The following is a 15,306-nucleotide window of genomic DNA, read 5'->3' as shown; positions in this document are numbered from 1 at the left end:
CCCGCACCGGGTGCGGCCGAGACGCCTGCCGCCGCTGAGCTCGACACTGCCGAGCCCGACGCCGCTCAGCCCGCCGACACCGAACCAACTCGACGCGGGGGCGATACACCCGCCTCAGCTACCGCCGATCAGATCAGGGATATGTGATGACCGACTTCCTCTCCACCGGGACACTTCCGGATGAGTACCGCGAACTCGCGCTCACCGTGCGGGATTTCGCCAATCAGGTGGTGGCTCCCGTGGCCGCCAAGCACGATGCCGAGCACACCTTCCCGTACGAGGTGGTCAAGGGCATGGCGGATATGGGGCTGTTCGGCCTGCCGTTCCCGGAGGAGTTCGGCGGGATGGGCGGCGACTATTTCGCGCTGTGCCTGGCTCTCGAGGAGCTCGGCAAGGTCGATCAGAGCGTGGCCATCACCCTGGAGGCCGGAGTCTCGCTGGGCGCCATGCCGATCTACCGGTTCGGCGACGACAAGCAGAAGCAGGAGTGGCTGCCGCAGCTGACCAGCGGCCGGGCGCTGGCCGCCTTCGGGCTCACCGAACCGGGCGCGGGCAGTGACGCGGGCGGCACCCGCACCACCGCCGTGCTGGACGGCGACAGCTGGATCATCAACGGCTCCAAGCAGTTCATCACCAACTCCGGCACCGATATCACCCGCCTGGTGACCGTCACCGCCGTCACCGGGACCACGGAGGGCAAGAAGGAGATCTCCACCATCCTGGTGCCCACCGACACTCCCGGATTCGTGGCCGAGCCCGCCTACAACAAGGTCGGCTGGAATGCCTCCGACACCCATCCGCTCAGCTTCACCGATGTGCGGGTGCCCGCGGAGAACCTGCTCGGCGAGCGCGGCCGCGGCTACGCCAACTTCCTGCGCATTCTCGACGAGGGCCGGATCGCCATCGCGGCGCTCTCGGTCGGCGCGGCGCAGGGCTGTGTGGACGAGAGCGTCCGGTATGCCAAGGAGCGCGAGGCTTTCGGCCGCCCCATCGGCAGCAATCAGGCGATTGCCTTCAAGATCGCGCGCATGGAGGCCCGCGCGCACGCCGCCCGCGCCGCCTACTACGACGCGGCCGCGCTCATGCTCACCGGAAAACCGTTCAAGAAACAGGCCGCCATCGCGAAACTCGTCGCTTCCGAGGCCGCCATGGACAATGCCCGCGACGCCACCCAGATTTTCGGCGGCTACGGCTTCATGAACGAATATGCTGTGGCGCGGCACTATCGCGACAGCAAGATCCTGGAAATCGGTGAGGGCACCACGGAGGTGCAGTTGATGCTGATCGGGCGGGAGCTCGGGCTGTGACCGACGACAGCCCGCGCCGAGTCGTACAGCGCGGCCTCTGGTTCGAGGAATTCGAAACCGGCGTGGTGTACGAGCACCGGCCCGGCCGCACCATTACCGAGGCCGACAATGTGCTGTTCACGACGCTGACCATGAATACCCAGGCGCTGCATCTGGATGCCGCGTTCGCCGACGCGCTGCCGCCGTTCCACGCGCGGCTGGTGAATTCCATGTTCACGCTCTCGACGCTGGTCGGGTTGTCGGTGGCGCAGCTGACCCAGGGCACCATCGTCGCCAATCTCGGCTTCTCCGAGATCGCCTTCCCCAAACCGCTTTTCCACGGCGACACCCTGTACGCCGAAACCGTGGTGACGGAACTGCGGGAATCCAAGAGCCGTCCAGGCGAGGGCATCGTGTCCTTCGCACATACTGGACGCAATCAGCATGGCGATATCGTCGCCACCGCCGTTCGCAAAACCCTCGTCAGGAAGCAGCCTTCATGAGCTGGGAAATGCCCGGACCCGCCTGGTTGTTCTGCCCCGCCGATCGCCCCGAACGCTATGGAAAAGCCCTCGCGGCAGCCGATGTGGTGATCATCGATCTGGAGGACGGCGTCGCTGAGGCGGACAAGGCCGCGGCCCGCGAGGCGTTGATCGCCAATCCGCTGGATCCCGAACGCACCGTGGTGCGCATCAATGCCGCGGGCACCCTCGACCACATGCTCGATGTGGACGCCCTGGTGCGCACCGAATACCGGCGCATCATGCTGCCGAAATGCGAATCCGCCGAACAGATCACGCGCCTGTCGGACTACGAGGTGATCGCACTCGTGGAATCCCCGCTGGGCGCCATGGCGGTCGGGCGCGCGGTCATGGTGCGCAATGCCATCGGCGTCATGTGGGGTGCGGAGGACCTGGTGGCGGCGCTCGGCGGCAATTCCAGCCGGCACGCCGACGGCAGTTATCGGGATGTCGCACGGCATGTGCGCTCGCAATCCCTGCTGGCGGCCAAGGCCTACGGGAAATTCGCGCTCGATTCGGTGTATCTGAATATTCCGGATCTCGACGGGCTGGCCGCCGAATCCGAGGATGCGGTCGCCGTCGGCTTCGACGCCAAGGTCGCCATTCATCCCAGCCAGATTCCGGTCATTCGCCGCGCCTACGCGCCCGCCGCCGCGGAGGTCGACTGGGCGCGCCGGCTGCTGGCGGAGGTGCCGAATCAGCCGGGTGTGTTCACCTTCGAGGGCAGGATGGTGGATATGCCGGTCATCCGGCATGCCGAGCGGATCGTGGCGCGGGCGCAGCGCGCCGGCAGTCCGGCATCGTAGGAGGTAGCGCGATGGAACCACAGTGGACGCCGACCGATCTGGACATTATCGAGGCGGATGTCACCAGCTTTGCCCGGTTCGTGGAGAAGCGGACCGGGGAGTCCCTGCCGGATTATCAGGCGCTGTGGCGGTGGTCGGTCGACGACCTCGCCGGGTTCTGGGGTGCGGTGTGGGACTACTTCTATCTCGGTGAGCGGCCGGACCAGGTATTGGCCGGTACGGAAATGCCTGGAGCACAGTGGTTTCCGGGTGCACGGCTGAACTACGTCGACCAGGTCGCGCGGCAGGCGCGCACGGATCGCCCGGCCATTGTCGCCGTCGACGAGGACGGCACGATTGCCGAACTCTCCTGGGCCGAATTGCTCGGCAGCACTGTGGCTTTCGCCAAACGGCTGCGCGAGCTGGGTGTCGGGCCGGGCGACCGCGTGGCCGGATACCTGCCCAATATTCCGCAGGCCGTGATCGCCTTCCTCGCCACCGCGAGCCTGGGCGCCATCTGGAGTGCCTGCGGCCAGGACTATTCCGCCCAGGCGGCACTCGACCGGCTCGGTCAGCTGGAGCCGACGGTGCTCGTCGCCGCCGACGGCTACCGCTTCGGCGGCAAGGTGCACGACAAGACCGCCGATATCGAGGCGCTGCGGGCCGGGCTGCCGACGCTGCGCGCCACCGTGCTGGTATCGCGCTTCGGCGGCACGCTGCCGGAGGTCTCGTCCTGGGATGATCTGCGACCCGACCTCGATGTCACCGACATCGATTCCGCACAGGTGGATTTCGATCATCCGCTGTGGGTGCTGTATTCCTCCGGCACCACCGGCAAGCCCAAGGGCATCGTGCACGGCCACGGCGGCGTCCTGCTCGAACACCTGAAAGCCGTTGCCCTGCAATCGGATATCGGGCCGAGCGACACCTTTTTCTGGTACACCAGCCCCAGCTGGATGATGTGGAACTTCCAGATCGCCGGGCTGCTGGTCGGCGCCACCGTCGTCTGCTACGACGGCAGTCCCTCGGCGCCCGCCACCGACGCCCTGTGGTCGATTGCCGCGCGTGTCGGCGCGACGGTCGTCGGCACCAGCCCCGGATACGTCCTGGCCTGCGCCAAGGCCGGTTCGGTGCCGCGCGCCGATCACGACCTCTCGGCCGTCCGGCTGGTCGGGATCACCGGGTCCGCGCTGCCCCCGTCGTCCTCACTCTGGTTGCGCGACAATGTCGGCGAGCACATTCCGGTGGCCTCCATCAGCGGCGGCACCGATGTGGTCTCCGCCTTCATCGGCGGCGTCCGGACCGTGCCCGTCTGGCCGGGCGAACTCTCCGCGCCCTACCTCGGCGTCGCCCTCGACGCCTGGGACGAGCAGGGCAATCCGGTGCGCGGCGAGGTCGGCGAACTGGTCATCACCAAACCCATGCCCTCCATGCCGGTGCGATTCTGGAACGATCCGGACGGCTCCCGCTACCACGACGCCTACTTCGACATGTTCCCCGGCGTGTGGCGGCACGGCGACTGGATCACGCTGACCGAGCACGGCAGCATCATCGTGCACGGTCGCTCGGATTCCACGCTGAATCGCCACGGCATTCGCATGGGCAGCGCCGATATCTACCAAGCGGTGGAGCGGCTGCCGGAAATCGCGGAAGCCTTGGTCATCGGTGCGGAACAACCCGACGGCGGGTACTGGATGCCGTTGTTCGTGGTTCTCAGCCCGGGAGCGGAACTCACCGAGGAGCTGAAGACCCGCATCAACGCCACCATTCGCACCGAGGTCTCGCCCCGGCACGTGCCGGACGAAATCATCGAAGCGCCGGGTATTCCGCACACCCGCACCGGCAAGAAACTGGAAGTCCCGATCAAGAAGATCTTCCAGGGTGCGGAGGCGTCGAAGGTCGTGGCGCCGACCGCGGTTGACGCCCCCGAACTCCTCGAATGGTACTCGGCGCAGCGCTCTCGATAACTGGGGCAACCCCTTTGGTTGGTCAGATGGCGCCGCGTTCGCGGGCTCGGGCCACTGCTGAAGTGCGGGATTTGACGTCGAGTTTCGAATAGATGTGCACGAGATGGGACTTCACGGTGGTTTCGCTGAGGAAGAGGCGTTTGCCGATTTCGCGGTTGGAGTGGCCGTCGGCTACCAGGCGGAGGACTTCGATTTCGCGGGGGCTGAGGGTGGTGTCGGGTTTGCGGACTCGGGTCATGAGTTTGGAGGCGATGGCGGGGGAGAGGACGCTTTCGCCCTCGGCGGCCGAACGCACGGCGGCCAGGAGGTCGGCGGGCGGGGTGTCCTTGAGGATGTAGCCGACCGCACCGGCCTCGATGGCGCCGAGGATGTCGGCGTCGGTGTCGTAGTTGGTGACTACCAGCACATTGGGCGGGTCGGGCAGGGCGCGCAGGGCGGCGGTGGCGTCCGCGCCGGACTTGCCCGGGCCGAAGCGCAGATCCATGAGGACCAGGTCGACCGGGGTGGTGGAGCAGTAGGCTATGGCGTCCTCGGCGGTGGCGGCCTCGCCGATGACCTCGATATCGGCGGCGGAATCGCTTTCGGCCACACCGGAATCCAGGAGGGCGCGCAGTCCGGCGCGGACGATGGCGTGATCGTCGGCGAGCAGGATGCGAATCATTCCTGGTCCTCCAAGGGGAACGAGACGGTGACGGCGGTGTGGCCGGGTTCGGATTCCACGTTCATGATGCCGCCCTGCTGCTCCACCCGGTTGCGCATGGCGTTGAGACCGAAACTGCCGGAAGGGTTCCGGGCCAGCACGACCGGATCGATGCCGACGCCGTCGTCGACCACGTCCAGGTGGACGGCGTCGTCGGCGTAGGTGAGGGTGATGCGCATGCGCTCGGCCTTGGCGTGGCGCACCACATTCGAGACCGCGCCCTGGGTGATGCGCACCAGCGCGGCCTCGATCGGCATGGGCAGGCGCTGCGGATCGCCCTCGACGAGTACCTGGGCGTCCAGGCCGGGCGCGGCGGCGCGGCGGGCGACGCGCTTGAGCGCCTCGCTGAGGGAGTGCCCGTCCAGCGGGGCGGGGGTGAGTTCCGCGATGACGTGGCGGGTTTCGACGAGGGAGTCGGCGGCGGTCTCGCGGGCCAGCCGAATCTGGCTCAGGGCGGGGTGATCCGGGGCGGCGCGCTCCACCGCGTGCAGCAGCAGTTGAATGCTGCTCAGGCCCTGGGCGACCGTGTCGTGGATCTCCTGGGCCAAGCGCTCGCGCTCGGCCAGTTTGCCCGCGGTGCGTTCCTGTTCGGCGAGCGTGTTCCGGGTGGCGAGCAATTCGTCGATGAGGCGCTGGCGTTCGCCGGCCTCCCGGAACAGCGCCTCATAGCCGAGGCCGATGGCCACGGCCACCAGCGCGCCCAGCACCGGCCCGATGACCGCGCCCAGGGACCAGCCGCGATGCGCCGCGAAGCCCACCACCGACACCGCCGTCGCGACGGTGACCGCCAGCAGACCCCAGTAGCGCGGCAGCAGATGGAGATAGAGGAAGAAGAGCCCGAAGACCAGATAGACCGCGTCCGGGACGAAGGCCACCAGGCCCAGCCACAGCGCGGTGAGGACGAGCAGCCACACCCGGGCCGCGGTCAGATTCCGCCGGAAGCGAGCGCCCAGGAAGTAGACGCCGAGGAAGACCCCCGCCAGCACCACGATCGCGGCCGGGCGCTCCGCGGAGACGATCGCCCGCACGGCCACGACCACCGTCAGCGCCGTCACCAGCGCGTGCAGCCCCAACTGCAGGGCGGAGAAGACAGGGGTGAGCGGCGAGCGGTGCACGCCGACCAGCTTATGCCCGGCTATTCCAGCGGCATCCATCGAAAGTAGGAAACGCCGACCGTCCGTTGGCTGGTGTGCGAATGGTTCCGCGGCGCGATGGAGCCCGGGAAGATCAACGACAGAGTGGAGTCATGTTCGTCGCACTCCGAGATCTGCGGGCCGCCCGCGGCCGTTTCCTGCTCATCACCCTGGTGGTGACCCTGGTCGCGCTGCTGGTGACCTTTCTCAGCGGCCTCACCGCCGGGCTCGCGCACCAGAACATCTCGGCGATCCAGTCGCTGCGGACCGACACCGTGGTGTTCGCCGATACCGGATCGGAGCCGTCCTTCGACGCGTCCACGCTGGGCGTCGATCAGGTCCGGGCCTGGCAGCAGACCGGCGGCACCGTGGACCCCATCGGCATCAGCCGGACCCGGGCCACGCACGACGGCGGCTCGGCCACTCAGGTCGCGCTGTTCGGGGTCAGCGGGACACCCTTCGGCAATCGCACGGCTACCGAATCCGGCTCGGTCGTCTTGAGCAGCGCCGCCGCGCAGGAGCTCGGCGCCGCGGCCGGTGACACGGTCGCGCTCGGTTCCGGGAACTTCACCGTGCAGGGCGTGACCGGCGACGACTGGTACGCGCACACACCGGTGATGTGGATGACGCTTTCGGATTGGCAAGCGCTGAACCCGCGTTCGGGGGCCGCCACCATCCTCGCCGTCTCCGGTGCGGACGATCTCGCGGCCGTGAACGCCGCGGCGCACACCACCACGACCAGCACCTCGGGCTCGCTCTCGGCCATGGCCTCCTATCAGGCCGAGAACGGTTCGCTCACCCTCATGACGGTCATGCTGTTCGCCATTTCGGCGCTGGTGATCGGCGCCTTCTTCACGGTGTGGACGGTGCAGCGGCAGCCCGATATCGCGACCTTGAAAGCGCTCGGCGCGAGCACCGGGTCACTGGTGCGGGACGCACTGAGCCAGGCGCTGGTGGTGCTGCTGGCCGGGGTCGGCATCGGGGTCGGCGCGACCGCGGTGGCCGGCGTATTCCTCGGCGACAGCGTGCCTTTCGTCCTCAGCGCCGCCACCACCCTGGTTCCGGCCGCCGCCCTGATCCTGCTCGGCCTGCTCGGCGCGGCCTTCGCGCTGCGCTTCCTCGCCACCGCCGATCCGCTCACCGCGCTCAACCAGGCGCGCTGATCACCATGTCTCCCAGGAGTTTCGCCATGACCAATCAGCTCGACGTCACCGGCCTCACCCTCACCTTTCCCGATGGGGCCGAGCGCATCACGGCGCTGAACGAGGTGGGGCTGCGGGTGCGCGGCGGTGAGATCGCGGCCATTACCGGACCGTCCGGCTCCGGCAAATCCACGCTGCTGGCCGCGGTATCCACGCTCATCCGGCCGGATTCGGGGCGCATCGAGCTCGAAACCGCCTCCGGGGTCCTCGATCTGACGGGACTGAGCCGGAAAGCGGCCACGGCGTTGCGGCGCGACCACATCGGGATCGTGTTCCAGCAGTCCAATCTCATTCCCGCGCTGACGGCTGTGGAACAGCTCGAGGCCATGGTTCATCTGGGCCGGACCTGGTTCGTCTCCCCCTCCCGGCGTCGCGAAGCCCGCTCCCGCGCAAGGGATCTGCTCGCTGCGGTTGGCCTGTCCGATCACGAGCACAAGCGGCCCGCCCAGCTGTCCGGCGGTCAGCGGCAGCGGGTCAATATCGCGCGAGCGCTCATGAACGACCCGTCGCTGCTGGTCATCGATGAGCCGACCAGCGCCCTGGATCAGGAGCGCGGCGCGGCCATCATCGAGTTGATCATCGACATCGTGCGCGAGCACCACGCCGCCACCCTGCTGGTCACCCACGACAGATCCCATCTGCACCAGATGGATTCGGTGTACCGCATGGTCGACGGCGTCCTCACCCGGGAGACCCCGGCACTGGCCGCCAGCGCCTGAACTCAGGCGACCAGGTACTCCCCGTAGAACAGCAGCAGCCCCAGGGCGGCGGTGATCCCGGCCAGCACCCAGAATCGGATCACCACCGTGGTTTCCGCCCACCCGGCGAGCTCGAAATGATGATGGAACGGGGCCATCCGGAACAGGCGATTGTGCGTGGTGCGGTAGACGGCCACTTGCAGTACCACCGAGAGGATCTCGGCGACGAACAGCCCGCCGATGACCACCATGAGCAGTTCGGTGCGGGTGGTGACGGACAGCCCGGCCAGCAGCCCGCCCAGCGCCAGCGATCCGGTATCGCCCATGATGATCTTCGCCGGAGCCGCGTTCCACCACAGGAATCCGATGCACGCGGCCGCCCCCGCCGCGCACACTATGGCCAGATCCAGCGGATCGCGCACGTCGTAGCACCCCGCGCTGGGCTTGGTCCCGCACGCCTTGGTGAACTGCCAGAAGGTGATCAGCGTGTACGCCCCCAGCGCCATCCCCATCGATCCGGCCGTCAGCCCGTCCAGCCCGTCGGTGATGTTCACGGCATTGGACCAGGCCACCACCAGCAGGCACACCAGGGCCACGAACGCGAGCACGCTGAACGTCACCATTGTCATATCGCGCATATCCGATAGATGACGGCTGCCCGGAGTCCGCCCGCGCGAATCCGGGAACCGCAGCACCAGCACCGCGAAAACCAGTGCGGCGGACAGCTGCCCGATGTATTTGCCCACCGCGGTGAGCCCCAGATTGCGCCGCTTGCGGATCTTGATGAAGTCATCGGTGAACCCGACCGCCCCCAGCGCCGTGGCCAGCCCGAGCACCAGCAGACCCGAGACCGAGATCCCCGCTGACTCGTCGAACAGGTGCGAGCCCAGATATCCGGCCCACATCCCGATCAGGATCGCGATCCCGCCCATGGTCGGCGTCCCGCGCTTGGCCAGATGGCTCGCCGGCCCGTCGACCCGGATCTCCTGCCCGAACCGCTTCCTGGCGAAGATCATGATCAATACCGGCGTCACCGTGATCGACACCGCCAAGGCGATCATCGCCGCGAACAGCACTTGCCGCATACCCACCCCCATCGAACCGCCGAACCCGAATCCGGCAGTCACACCGAGACGTCGGCTCTTGTGAGCCAGTCGGATGCTAACCCGTGAGGAGGCGCTCGAGGCGAGTGTGAATGGCGCGCAGTTCGGTGATCAGTTCTGGGGGACTGTCGATTTCGAAGTCGTATCCGAGTTCGAGGAGGCGGTGGGCCAGCCAGGCCGGGGAGTCCTCCCGAGTGGATTCCAGCAGGCAGGTGCGGTCGTCGACGGCGGTGAGATCACTCGGATCCTCGCCGAGCCGGCCGGCGATCTGATCGATGGGAGCCCGAATGGTGATGCGGTAGTGCAGCGTTGGGGCTCCCCAGTCGGTTCGTTCGCCCGCCACATAGGCGGCGGGGTCGGCGGCGGGGAGGGGACGGGGGGTGAAGCGGGCTCCGGTGGGGTGGGGGCGCTCGATTCGGTCCACCCGGAAGATGCGCCAGTCGTCGCGGTCGAGATCGAAGGCCACGAGGTACCACCGGTGGCGGAGCGGGACGACGCCGAGAGGTTCGGTATTGCGGCGGGATTCGGCGCCGGAGGCGGAGAGGTAGGCGAAGCGGACGCGTTCCTTGTTGGTGATGGCCGCGGCCAGGGTGGTGAGAATCTCGGGATCGACCGCCGCGTCCCGCGCGCTGTAGCTCACCGTGGCCGCGCCCAGCACGCGGACGCGGCGGCGCAGCTTGGTGGGCAGCACCTGCTCCAGCTTGGCGAGCGCGCGCACCGAGGCTTCCTCGATGCCCGAGATCGCGGAGCCCGCCGCCGCGCGCAGGCCGACGGCTATGGCCACGGCCTCGTCGTCGTCGACGAGCAGGGGCGGCATGGCGGCGCCGGCGACCAGACGGTAGCCGCCCGTGGCACCGAGCGTGGCTTCTACCGGGTAGCCGAGTTCGCGCAGGCGGTCGATATCGCGGCGGACGGTGCGGTCGGTGACGCCCAGGCGGTCGGCGAGTTCGCGGCCGGGCCATTCGCGCGGGGTTTGCAGCAAGGACAGCAGGCGCAGGAGTCGTGCCGGTGTGTCGGTCATACCGAAAGGCTCCTCTCCAATTAGGACCAGAACAGTCCTACTTGGTTCCTAACGTAGCCCATATGACATTCCAAGCGATTCGCCCCTTCCGCATCGACGTACCGCAGGCCGATATCGACGATCTGAACGACCGCCTGGGCCGGGCCCGGTGGGCGGCGGCGCTGCCGGGCGAGGACTGGAGCCAGGGCGTTCCAGTGGGCTACCTGCGCGAGCTGGCCGAGTACTGGCGCACCGAATTCGATTGGCGGGCACAGGAAGCGGCACTCAATGAGTTTCCGCAGTTCGTGACCGAGATCGACGGCCTGGATGTGCATTTCCTGCATGTGCGCTCGCCCGAGCCGGACGCGCTGCCGCTGATCCTCACCCACGGCTGGCCGAACACCTTCGTGGAGTTCAGCAAATCCATTCCGCTGCTGACCGATCCGCGGGCGCACGGGCTGGAGTCGGCGCAAGCGTTCCATGTGGTGATCCCGTCGGTGCCCGGATTCGCGTTCTCCGAGGGCCCACGCGAGCTCGGTTTCACGACCGGCGATGTGGCGCGGATGTGGATCGAGCTCATGTCCCGGCTCGGCTATGCCCGCTACGGTGTTCAGGGCGGCGATCTGGGGGCCTATGTGGTGCAGGAGATGGCGCTGGCCTGCCCGGCCCGCATTGTCGGCGTCCACATCGACGGCGGCCTCGGCATGCCCTCGGCCGCCGACGTGCCCACCATGACACCCGAGGAGCTGTCCGAATGGGAGCTCATGCAGAAATGGCAGACGGGGGTGAACCACCATGTGCTGTTGTCCTCGGCCGCACAGACTTTCGCGCACGGCTGGACCGATTCACCGGTCGGGCTGCTGTCCTGGTTGGTGCACAAGTTCAACGAATTCTCGCCGCTGGCAGAACATCTGGAAGACGCGGTCGAGCGGGATCACCTGCTGACCAATATCTCCCTCTACTGGTTCACCAATACCGCCGCCAGCTCCTCGTGGCCCATGTACAACGGTCTCGGCGACGGCGGGTTCGTGTGGCCCGCGGACCAGAAGCTCGTCCCCGTGGGCGTGTACGGCGGTGGCTCGCCCCTCATGCGCCGCCTGGCCGAGCGCGGCAACCGCATCGCGCACTGGCCCGAGGGCAATACCGGCAATCATTTCGTCGCCATGGAACTCCCCGCGGCCCATACCGCCGATATCCAGTCGTTCTTCACTGGACTGATGGAATAGCGCGGCGCGCTCGCGGCATTGATCACCGTCATGAGCGCACGTTTCGACGACAAGGTCGTCCTGATCACCGGAGGCGCCGGCGCGATCGCCGGCGCCACCGCACAAGCCTTCGCCGATGCGGGGGCCACGGTCGTGCTGGCCGGCCGCACCGCCGAACAGCTCGCCGAGGCGGCCGCGAAGATCCATGCCCCGGCGGGCCGGATCGATTGGCTCACAGCCGATGTCACCGACAGCGCACAGGCGGCGAACATGGTCGCCGAGGTGGTGCGTCGCCACGGCGGCCTGCATATCGCCTTCAACAGCGCGGGCGTTTTCGGAAAGGCCGCTCCGGTGGCCGATTTGGACGAGAACGTCTGGCAGTCGGTACTCGATGTGAATCTCACCGGCGTCTTCCTGTCCATGAAACACGAAATCGCCCATATGCGAGCCAATGGCGGCGGCGCGATCATCAATATGGCCTCGAATATCGGTGCGCACGGCCGCCGCCCGGGGCTGTCCGCATATGCCGCGTCCAAAGCCGCGGTGAGCGTTCTGACCCAGACCGCCGCCCGCGACCACATTGCCGACGGCATTCGCATCAATGCCGTCAGCCCCGGCGCCAGTGATACCCCGATGTCTTTCCGCCCGGGGGAAACCCGGGCCGATCGCGATGCCCGGGTCGCCACTACCGTACCGGCCGGTCGAGTTAGTTCTCCGTCCGAAGTCGCCGCCACCGTTGTCTGGCTGGCCTCGCCCGAATCGAGCTTCGTGGTGGGTCACGATCTGGTCGTGGACGGCGGCGCAACGGCCTGATCCGAAATACCTGCGCGCCAATTGAATTGTGGATAACACGCAGATTGTTGCTCCGCAATACACGTTCTCGTCATCTGCGCTGGCTAATCTCCTCGGAATTCGCAGTTCGTGGTACAGGAGTAGTCGCGATGAGGGACACGCTGCCATCGAAAAACGAAGTCCTCCGGGCCTGCCGGGGAACCGGCTTTCCGGGCCATCCGCTATTGCGGGCGGCCAATCACCTGGCCGAGGTCCATGAGCGCCGATTGGCAGCGGCCCCGGAACAGCTGGTCGAACTCGAGCTACTCCGCATGGATTTGATGCACGAGATCGACCGCTGGGTCACCGCGCAACTACCGCCCTCGCACGGCGCGGCCCGGGTGCACACCGAAACCCTCGGAGCGGTCATCGACCGGCTGGCGCAGCTGACCGCCCACGCGTTCTCGGCGTTGGCCGATGCCTCCGGCCGGGAATTGACGACGGTATGGGAGCGGTTGGCCGAATTGGCCATCGGCTATGAGGATTTGGCGTCCGAAGTGCGCACCGGGCACCGCCGCCTGCCCGGTGGCCACTGAAACCAATAGTGGGACATGGCATAAGGATTCCCGCCGACTGCCCGCCATCATGTCCCACTCGTATGTCTAACGGTCAGGTCGCTGCGGACAGTCGTGTTTCACCGAACGTTCGCATAGTGCACTTGAACCTCCGGACATTCGAGGCGCTCGCGGAAGGCACGGCTTCGTCGAGGTCGGAGAACAATGGGACGACGAGGACGGCCTCGAGATCATCTACGAGATGGCCGTAGACAAGTGCTGGTGAAAGGTGATGCCGCGCGGATGTCTATCAGCGGTCAGTCGACCCAATCCTGGAGCGGTGTGGTGTCGAGGGTGATGTTCAGGGGAGCGGGAAGTGGTACCGGCCGTCCGAAGGCGAAGCGGCGGGCCTCCTCGTAGCGGGTGCCGTCGGGCTCGCTGTACACGATCACCTCGGCCTTGTCCCGATCGATCAGGAGATAGATGGGAATCTTGGATTGGGCGTAGGCGGTGGGCTTTTCGACTCGGTCGCGCTTGTTCGTGTCCGTGTCGCGGGAGGTGATCTCGACGGCCATGACTACAGGTTCGACCGGGGCCCATTCATCGGTTCCGACGAAAGCGTCCAAGGGGGCCAGAGCGCCATCGGGGCGGGCTCGGCCCTTGCCGTATGTCGCCACTTTCAGGCCCTGACCGGGATGCAGGATCAGTCCGGGACTGAACGGCATCAGGAGCAGCATCAGCCACAGGAAGATGCGATTGTGGTCACCGTCCGGCACAGCTTTGACCCCCAGTCGTCCGCCGATGTACTCGAGCTGCACACCTTCGGTTTCGCGCTCGGCCGCGCGCGCGAGGGCCTCGAAATCGTCGGTTGTGAGGTCCGGTTCCCGGTCGATGGCTGTCATGGCCTGCCTCCTGCGTCGATTCTACGGGTGGCCGGGTTCGGTGGTTCCTGTCTGGCGCGGTGTGGTGTGCGGTTGCTGAACATTCGGAGTCGTACGGTGTCGGGTATGGCCTCGCTTTCAGATCCGCGTGTGCGGGAGTTTTTGTCCGACGGGACTCGGACGGGCAAGTTGGCGCTGGTGGCGGGGGATGGGCGGCCGCTGGTGGTCCCGGTCTGGTTCATCGTCGATGGGGACGACCTGGTTTTCAATACCGGCAAGACCTCTGCCAAGGGCAGGCGGATTGCGCGGGATCCGCGGCTGAGCCTGTGTGTGGACCTGGAAGAGCCGCCCTATGCCTACGTGCAGGTGCAAGGAGTGGCCGAGGTCTCCGAGGATCTCGATGAGCTGGTGCGCACGGCCACTCTTATCGGGGGCCGCTATATGGGCGCGGATCGGGCGGAGGAATTCGGCAAGCGCAATGGGGTCCCGGGTGAGCTGGCGGTGCGGCTGAAGCCGGCGAAGGTGATCGCGCACTTCGACGTCACTGGCTGACGGTCCGGGCGGGACCGCATGACAGACTCGGCCCCATGACAGTGCACTTCATCGGGGCCGGGCCGGGGGCGGCGGATCTGCTGACCGTGCGCGCGGTCGAGCTGCTGCGGAACTCCCCGGTGTGCCTGTATGCGGGGACCTATCTGGATCCGGAAGTGCTCGGCCACTGCGCGCCGGAGGCCGAGCTCATCGATACCCAGGGCCTGGACCTGGACCAGATCATCGCGCACTGTGCGCGGGCGCACGCCGCGGGCAAGGACGTGGCGCGGCTGTGCTCGGGGGATCCCTCCATATATTCAGCGCTCTCGGAGCAGACCCGCAGGCTCGATGCCGCGGGCATCCCCTGGGATGTGACGCCCGGCGTGCCCGCCTACGCGGCGGCCGCGGCGCTGGTCGGCGCGGAGCTGACGGTGCCGGAGCTGGTGCAGTCGGTGGTGCTCACGCGCACACAGGCGCGCTCGACGGCCATGCCGGAATCGGAGGCGCTGGGCACCTTCGCCCGCACCCGGGCCACCCTGGCATTGCATCTGGCTATCACTCGAATCCGGACACTTGCGGACGAACTGGTCGCCTCCTATGGCGAAGATTGTCCGGTTGTCGTGGTCTATCGGGCGAGTCAGCCCGAACAGCGGGTCCTGCGCGGCACTCTCGCGGATATCGCCGACCAGGTCGAGGCCGCTGACCTGCGGCAAGCCGCCGTCATCCTGGTCGGCCGGGCGCTGGCGAAATCGGTGGATTGTGCGCAATCACATCTGTACGACCCGGCCCGTGACAGGACGCACATCACTCGCTGAAAGAGCGAAATGCGGTGATAGCAAAGGGCTATGGCCCTTTCTGTTTGCGGAGCCGAGGCTGGCGGTAGATTGGAGCGGGTGTGCATCCACAAGGTTCCGAGAACGGCTCGCTCCGTGCCGCTGGGCGTGACCACGCCCATGTAACAAGACTGCG

At 67.2% G+C, this 15,306-nt stretch carries 16 protein-coding genes; 11 read left to right on the top strand and 5 right to left on the bottom strand.

The annotated features are described in order from the left end of the window. Window positions 1–146: 146 nt before the first annotated feature. From ACFVIV_RS15785 to ACFVIV_RS15770, 4 genes are read left to right on the top strand one after another with little or no spacing between them, the layout of a single operon-like run. Entirely contained in the window at window positions 147–1,307 is a 1,161-nt protein-coding gene (locus ACFVIV_RS15785) for an acyl-CoA dehydrogenase family protein (RefSeq protein WP_379196715.1), read from the top strand. After that, window positions 1,304–1,789 (top strand): MaoC family dehydratase, encoded by a 486-nt coding sequence (locus tag ACFVIV_RS15780; protein WP_379196713.1) that lies wholly within the window; start codon window positions 1,304–1,306, stop codon window positions 1,787–1,789. The genes ACFVIV_RS15785 and ACFVIV_RS15780 overlap by 4 nt, the downstream gene beginning before the upstream one ends. Then, complete coding sequence (locus ACFVIV_RS15775; RefSeq protein ID WP_379196711.1) at window positions 1,786–2,613, top strand: HpcH/HpaI aldolase/citrate lyase family protein; 828 nt, start codon at window positions 1,786–1,788, stop codon at window positions 2,611–2,613. The genes ACFVIV_RS15780 and ACFVIV_RS15775 overlap by 4 nt, the downstream gene beginning before the upstream one ends. Before the next feature lie 11 nt (window positions 2,614–2,624). Continuing rightward, complete coding sequence (locus ACFVIV_RS15770; RefSeq protein ID WP_379196709.1) at window positions 2,625–4,559, top strand: acetoacetate--CoA ligase; 1,935 nt, start codon at window positions 2,625–2,627, stop codon at window positions 4,557–4,559. A 22-nt stretch (window positions 4,560–4,581) separates the two neighbouring features. Here ACFVIV_RS15770 and ACFVIV_RS15765 read toward each other — a convergent pair whose 3' ends face one another. Together ACFVIV_RS15765 and ACFVIV_RS15760 are read right to left on the bottom strand one after the other, a co-directional pair. Further along, window positions 4,582–5,220, bottom strand: a complete 639-nt coding sequence (locus ACFVIV_RS15765) for a LuxR C-terminal-related transcriptional regulator (RefSeq protein ID WP_379196707.1) — start codon at window positions 5,218–5,220, stop codon at window positions 4,582–4,584. Further along, a complete protein-coding gene (locus ACFVIV_RS15760; RefSeq protein WP_379196705.1) occupies window positions 5,217–6,413 on the bottom strand; it encodes a sensor histidine kinase in 1,197 nt (398 codons plus the stop codon). Before ACFVIV_RS15760 ends, ACFVIV_RS15765 begins: the two co-directional genes overlap by 4 nt. Window positions 6,414–6,505: 92 nt before the next feature. Between ACFVIV_RS15760 and ACFVIV_RS15755 the strand changes: the two genes are divergently transcribed. Together ACFVIV_RS15755 and ACFVIV_RS15750 are read left to right on the top strand one after the other, a co-directional pair. Beyond that, window positions 6,506–7,555, top strand: coding sequence for an ABC transporter permease (locus tag ACFVIV_RS15755; protein WP_379196703.1), 1,050 nt, complete (start codon window positions 6,506–6,508; stop codon window positions 7,553–7,555). A 26-nt stretch (window positions 7,556–7,581) separates the two neighbouring features. After that, window positions 7,582–8,313, top strand: a complete 732-nt coding sequence (locus ACFVIV_RS15750; RefSeq protein WP_379196701.1) for an ABC transporter ATP-binding protein — start codon at window positions 7,582–7,584, stop codon at window positions 8,311–8,313. Window positions 8,314–8,315: 2 nt separating this feature from the next. Here the strand turns inward: ACFVIV_RS15750 and mraY are convergent, their stop codons facing one another. Both mraY and ACFVIV_RS15740 read right to left on the bottom strand, forming a co-directional pair. Further along, window positions 8,316–9,377, bottom strand: coding sequence for a phospho-N-acetylmuramoyl-pentapeptide-transferase (mraY, locus tag ACFVIV_RS15745; protein WP_379196699.1), 1,062 nt, complete (start codon window positions 9,375–9,377; stop codon window positions 8,316–8,318). Between the two features lie 76 nt (window positions 9,378–9,453). Further along, the gene (locus ACFVIV_RS15740; RefSeq protein WP_379196697.1) at window positions 9,454–10,416 is read right to left on the bottom strand and encodes a helix-turn-helix transcriptional regulator; all 963 of its coding nucleotides are present in this window, start codon (window positions 10,414–10,416) and stop codon (window positions 9,454–9,456) included. A gap of 62 nt (window positions 10,417–10,478) precedes the next feature. Here ACFVIV_RS15740 and ACFVIV_RS15735 point away from each other — a divergent pair, with 62 nt between their 5' ends. From ACFVIV_RS15735 to ACFVIV_RS15725, 3 genes are all read left to right on the top strand, one after another. Then, window positions 10,479–11,621 (top strand): epoxide hydrolase family protein, encoded by a 1,143-nt coding sequence (locus ACFVIV_RS15735; RefSeq protein ID WP_379196695.1) that lies wholly within the window; start codon window positions 10,479–10,481, stop codon window positions 11,619–11,621. A gap of 30 nt (window positions 11,622–11,651) precedes the next feature. Continuing rightward, entirely contained in the window at window positions 11,652–12,413 is a 762-nt protein-coding gene (locus ACFVIV_RS15730) for an SDR family NAD(P)-dependent oxidoreductase (RefSeq protein WP_379196693.1), read from the top strand. A 128-nt stretch (window positions 12,414–12,541) separates the two neighbouring features. Further along, window positions 12,542–12,967, top strand: coding sequence for a DUF4254 domain-containing protein (locus tag ACFVIV_RS15725; RefSeq protein ID WP_379196691.1), 426 nt, complete (start codon window positions 12,542–12,544; stop codon window positions 12,965–12,967). A 275-nt stretch (window positions 12,968–13,242) separates the two neighbouring features. On the opposite strand, the gene ACFVIV_RS15720 is transcribed toward ACFVIV_RS15725, so the two are convergent. Further along, the gene (locus ACFVIV_RS15720) at window positions 13,243–13,827 is read right to left on the bottom strand and encodes a Uma2 family endonuclease (protein WP_379196689.1); all 585 of its coding nucleotides are present in this window, start codon (window positions 13,825–13,827) and stop codon (window positions 13,243–13,245) included. Window positions 13,828–13,932: 105 nt separating this feature from the next. Here ACFVIV_RS15720 and ACFVIV_RS15715 point away from each other — a divergent pair, with 105 nt between their 5' ends. Beyond that, complete coding sequence (locus tag ACFVIV_RS15715; RefSeq protein ID WP_379196687.1) at window positions 13,933–14,358, top strand: PPOX class F420-dependent oxidoreductase; 426 nt, start codon at window positions 13,933–13,935, stop codon at window positions 14,356–14,358. Between the two features lie 35 nt (window positions 14,359–14,393). Continuing rightward, the gene (gene cobM / locus ACFVIV_RS15710) at window positions 14,394–15,152 is read left to right on the top strand and encodes a precorrin-4 C(11)-methyltransferase (protein ID WP_379196685.1); all 759 of its coding nucleotides are present in this window, start codon (window positions 14,394–14,396) and stop codon (window positions 15,150–15,152) included. Window positions 15,153–15,306: the final 154 nt, after the last annotated feature.

It is taken from the genome of Nocardia sp. NPDC127526 (genome assembly GCF_042672265.1).
In the GTDB taxonomy this organism is placed as follows: Bacteria; Actinomycetota; Actinomycetes; order Mycobacteriales; family Mycobacteriaceae; genus Nocardia.
The sequence above is the reverse complement of the archived record's forward strand: the minus strand, read 5'-3'. Positions and strand labels throughout refer to the sequence as shown.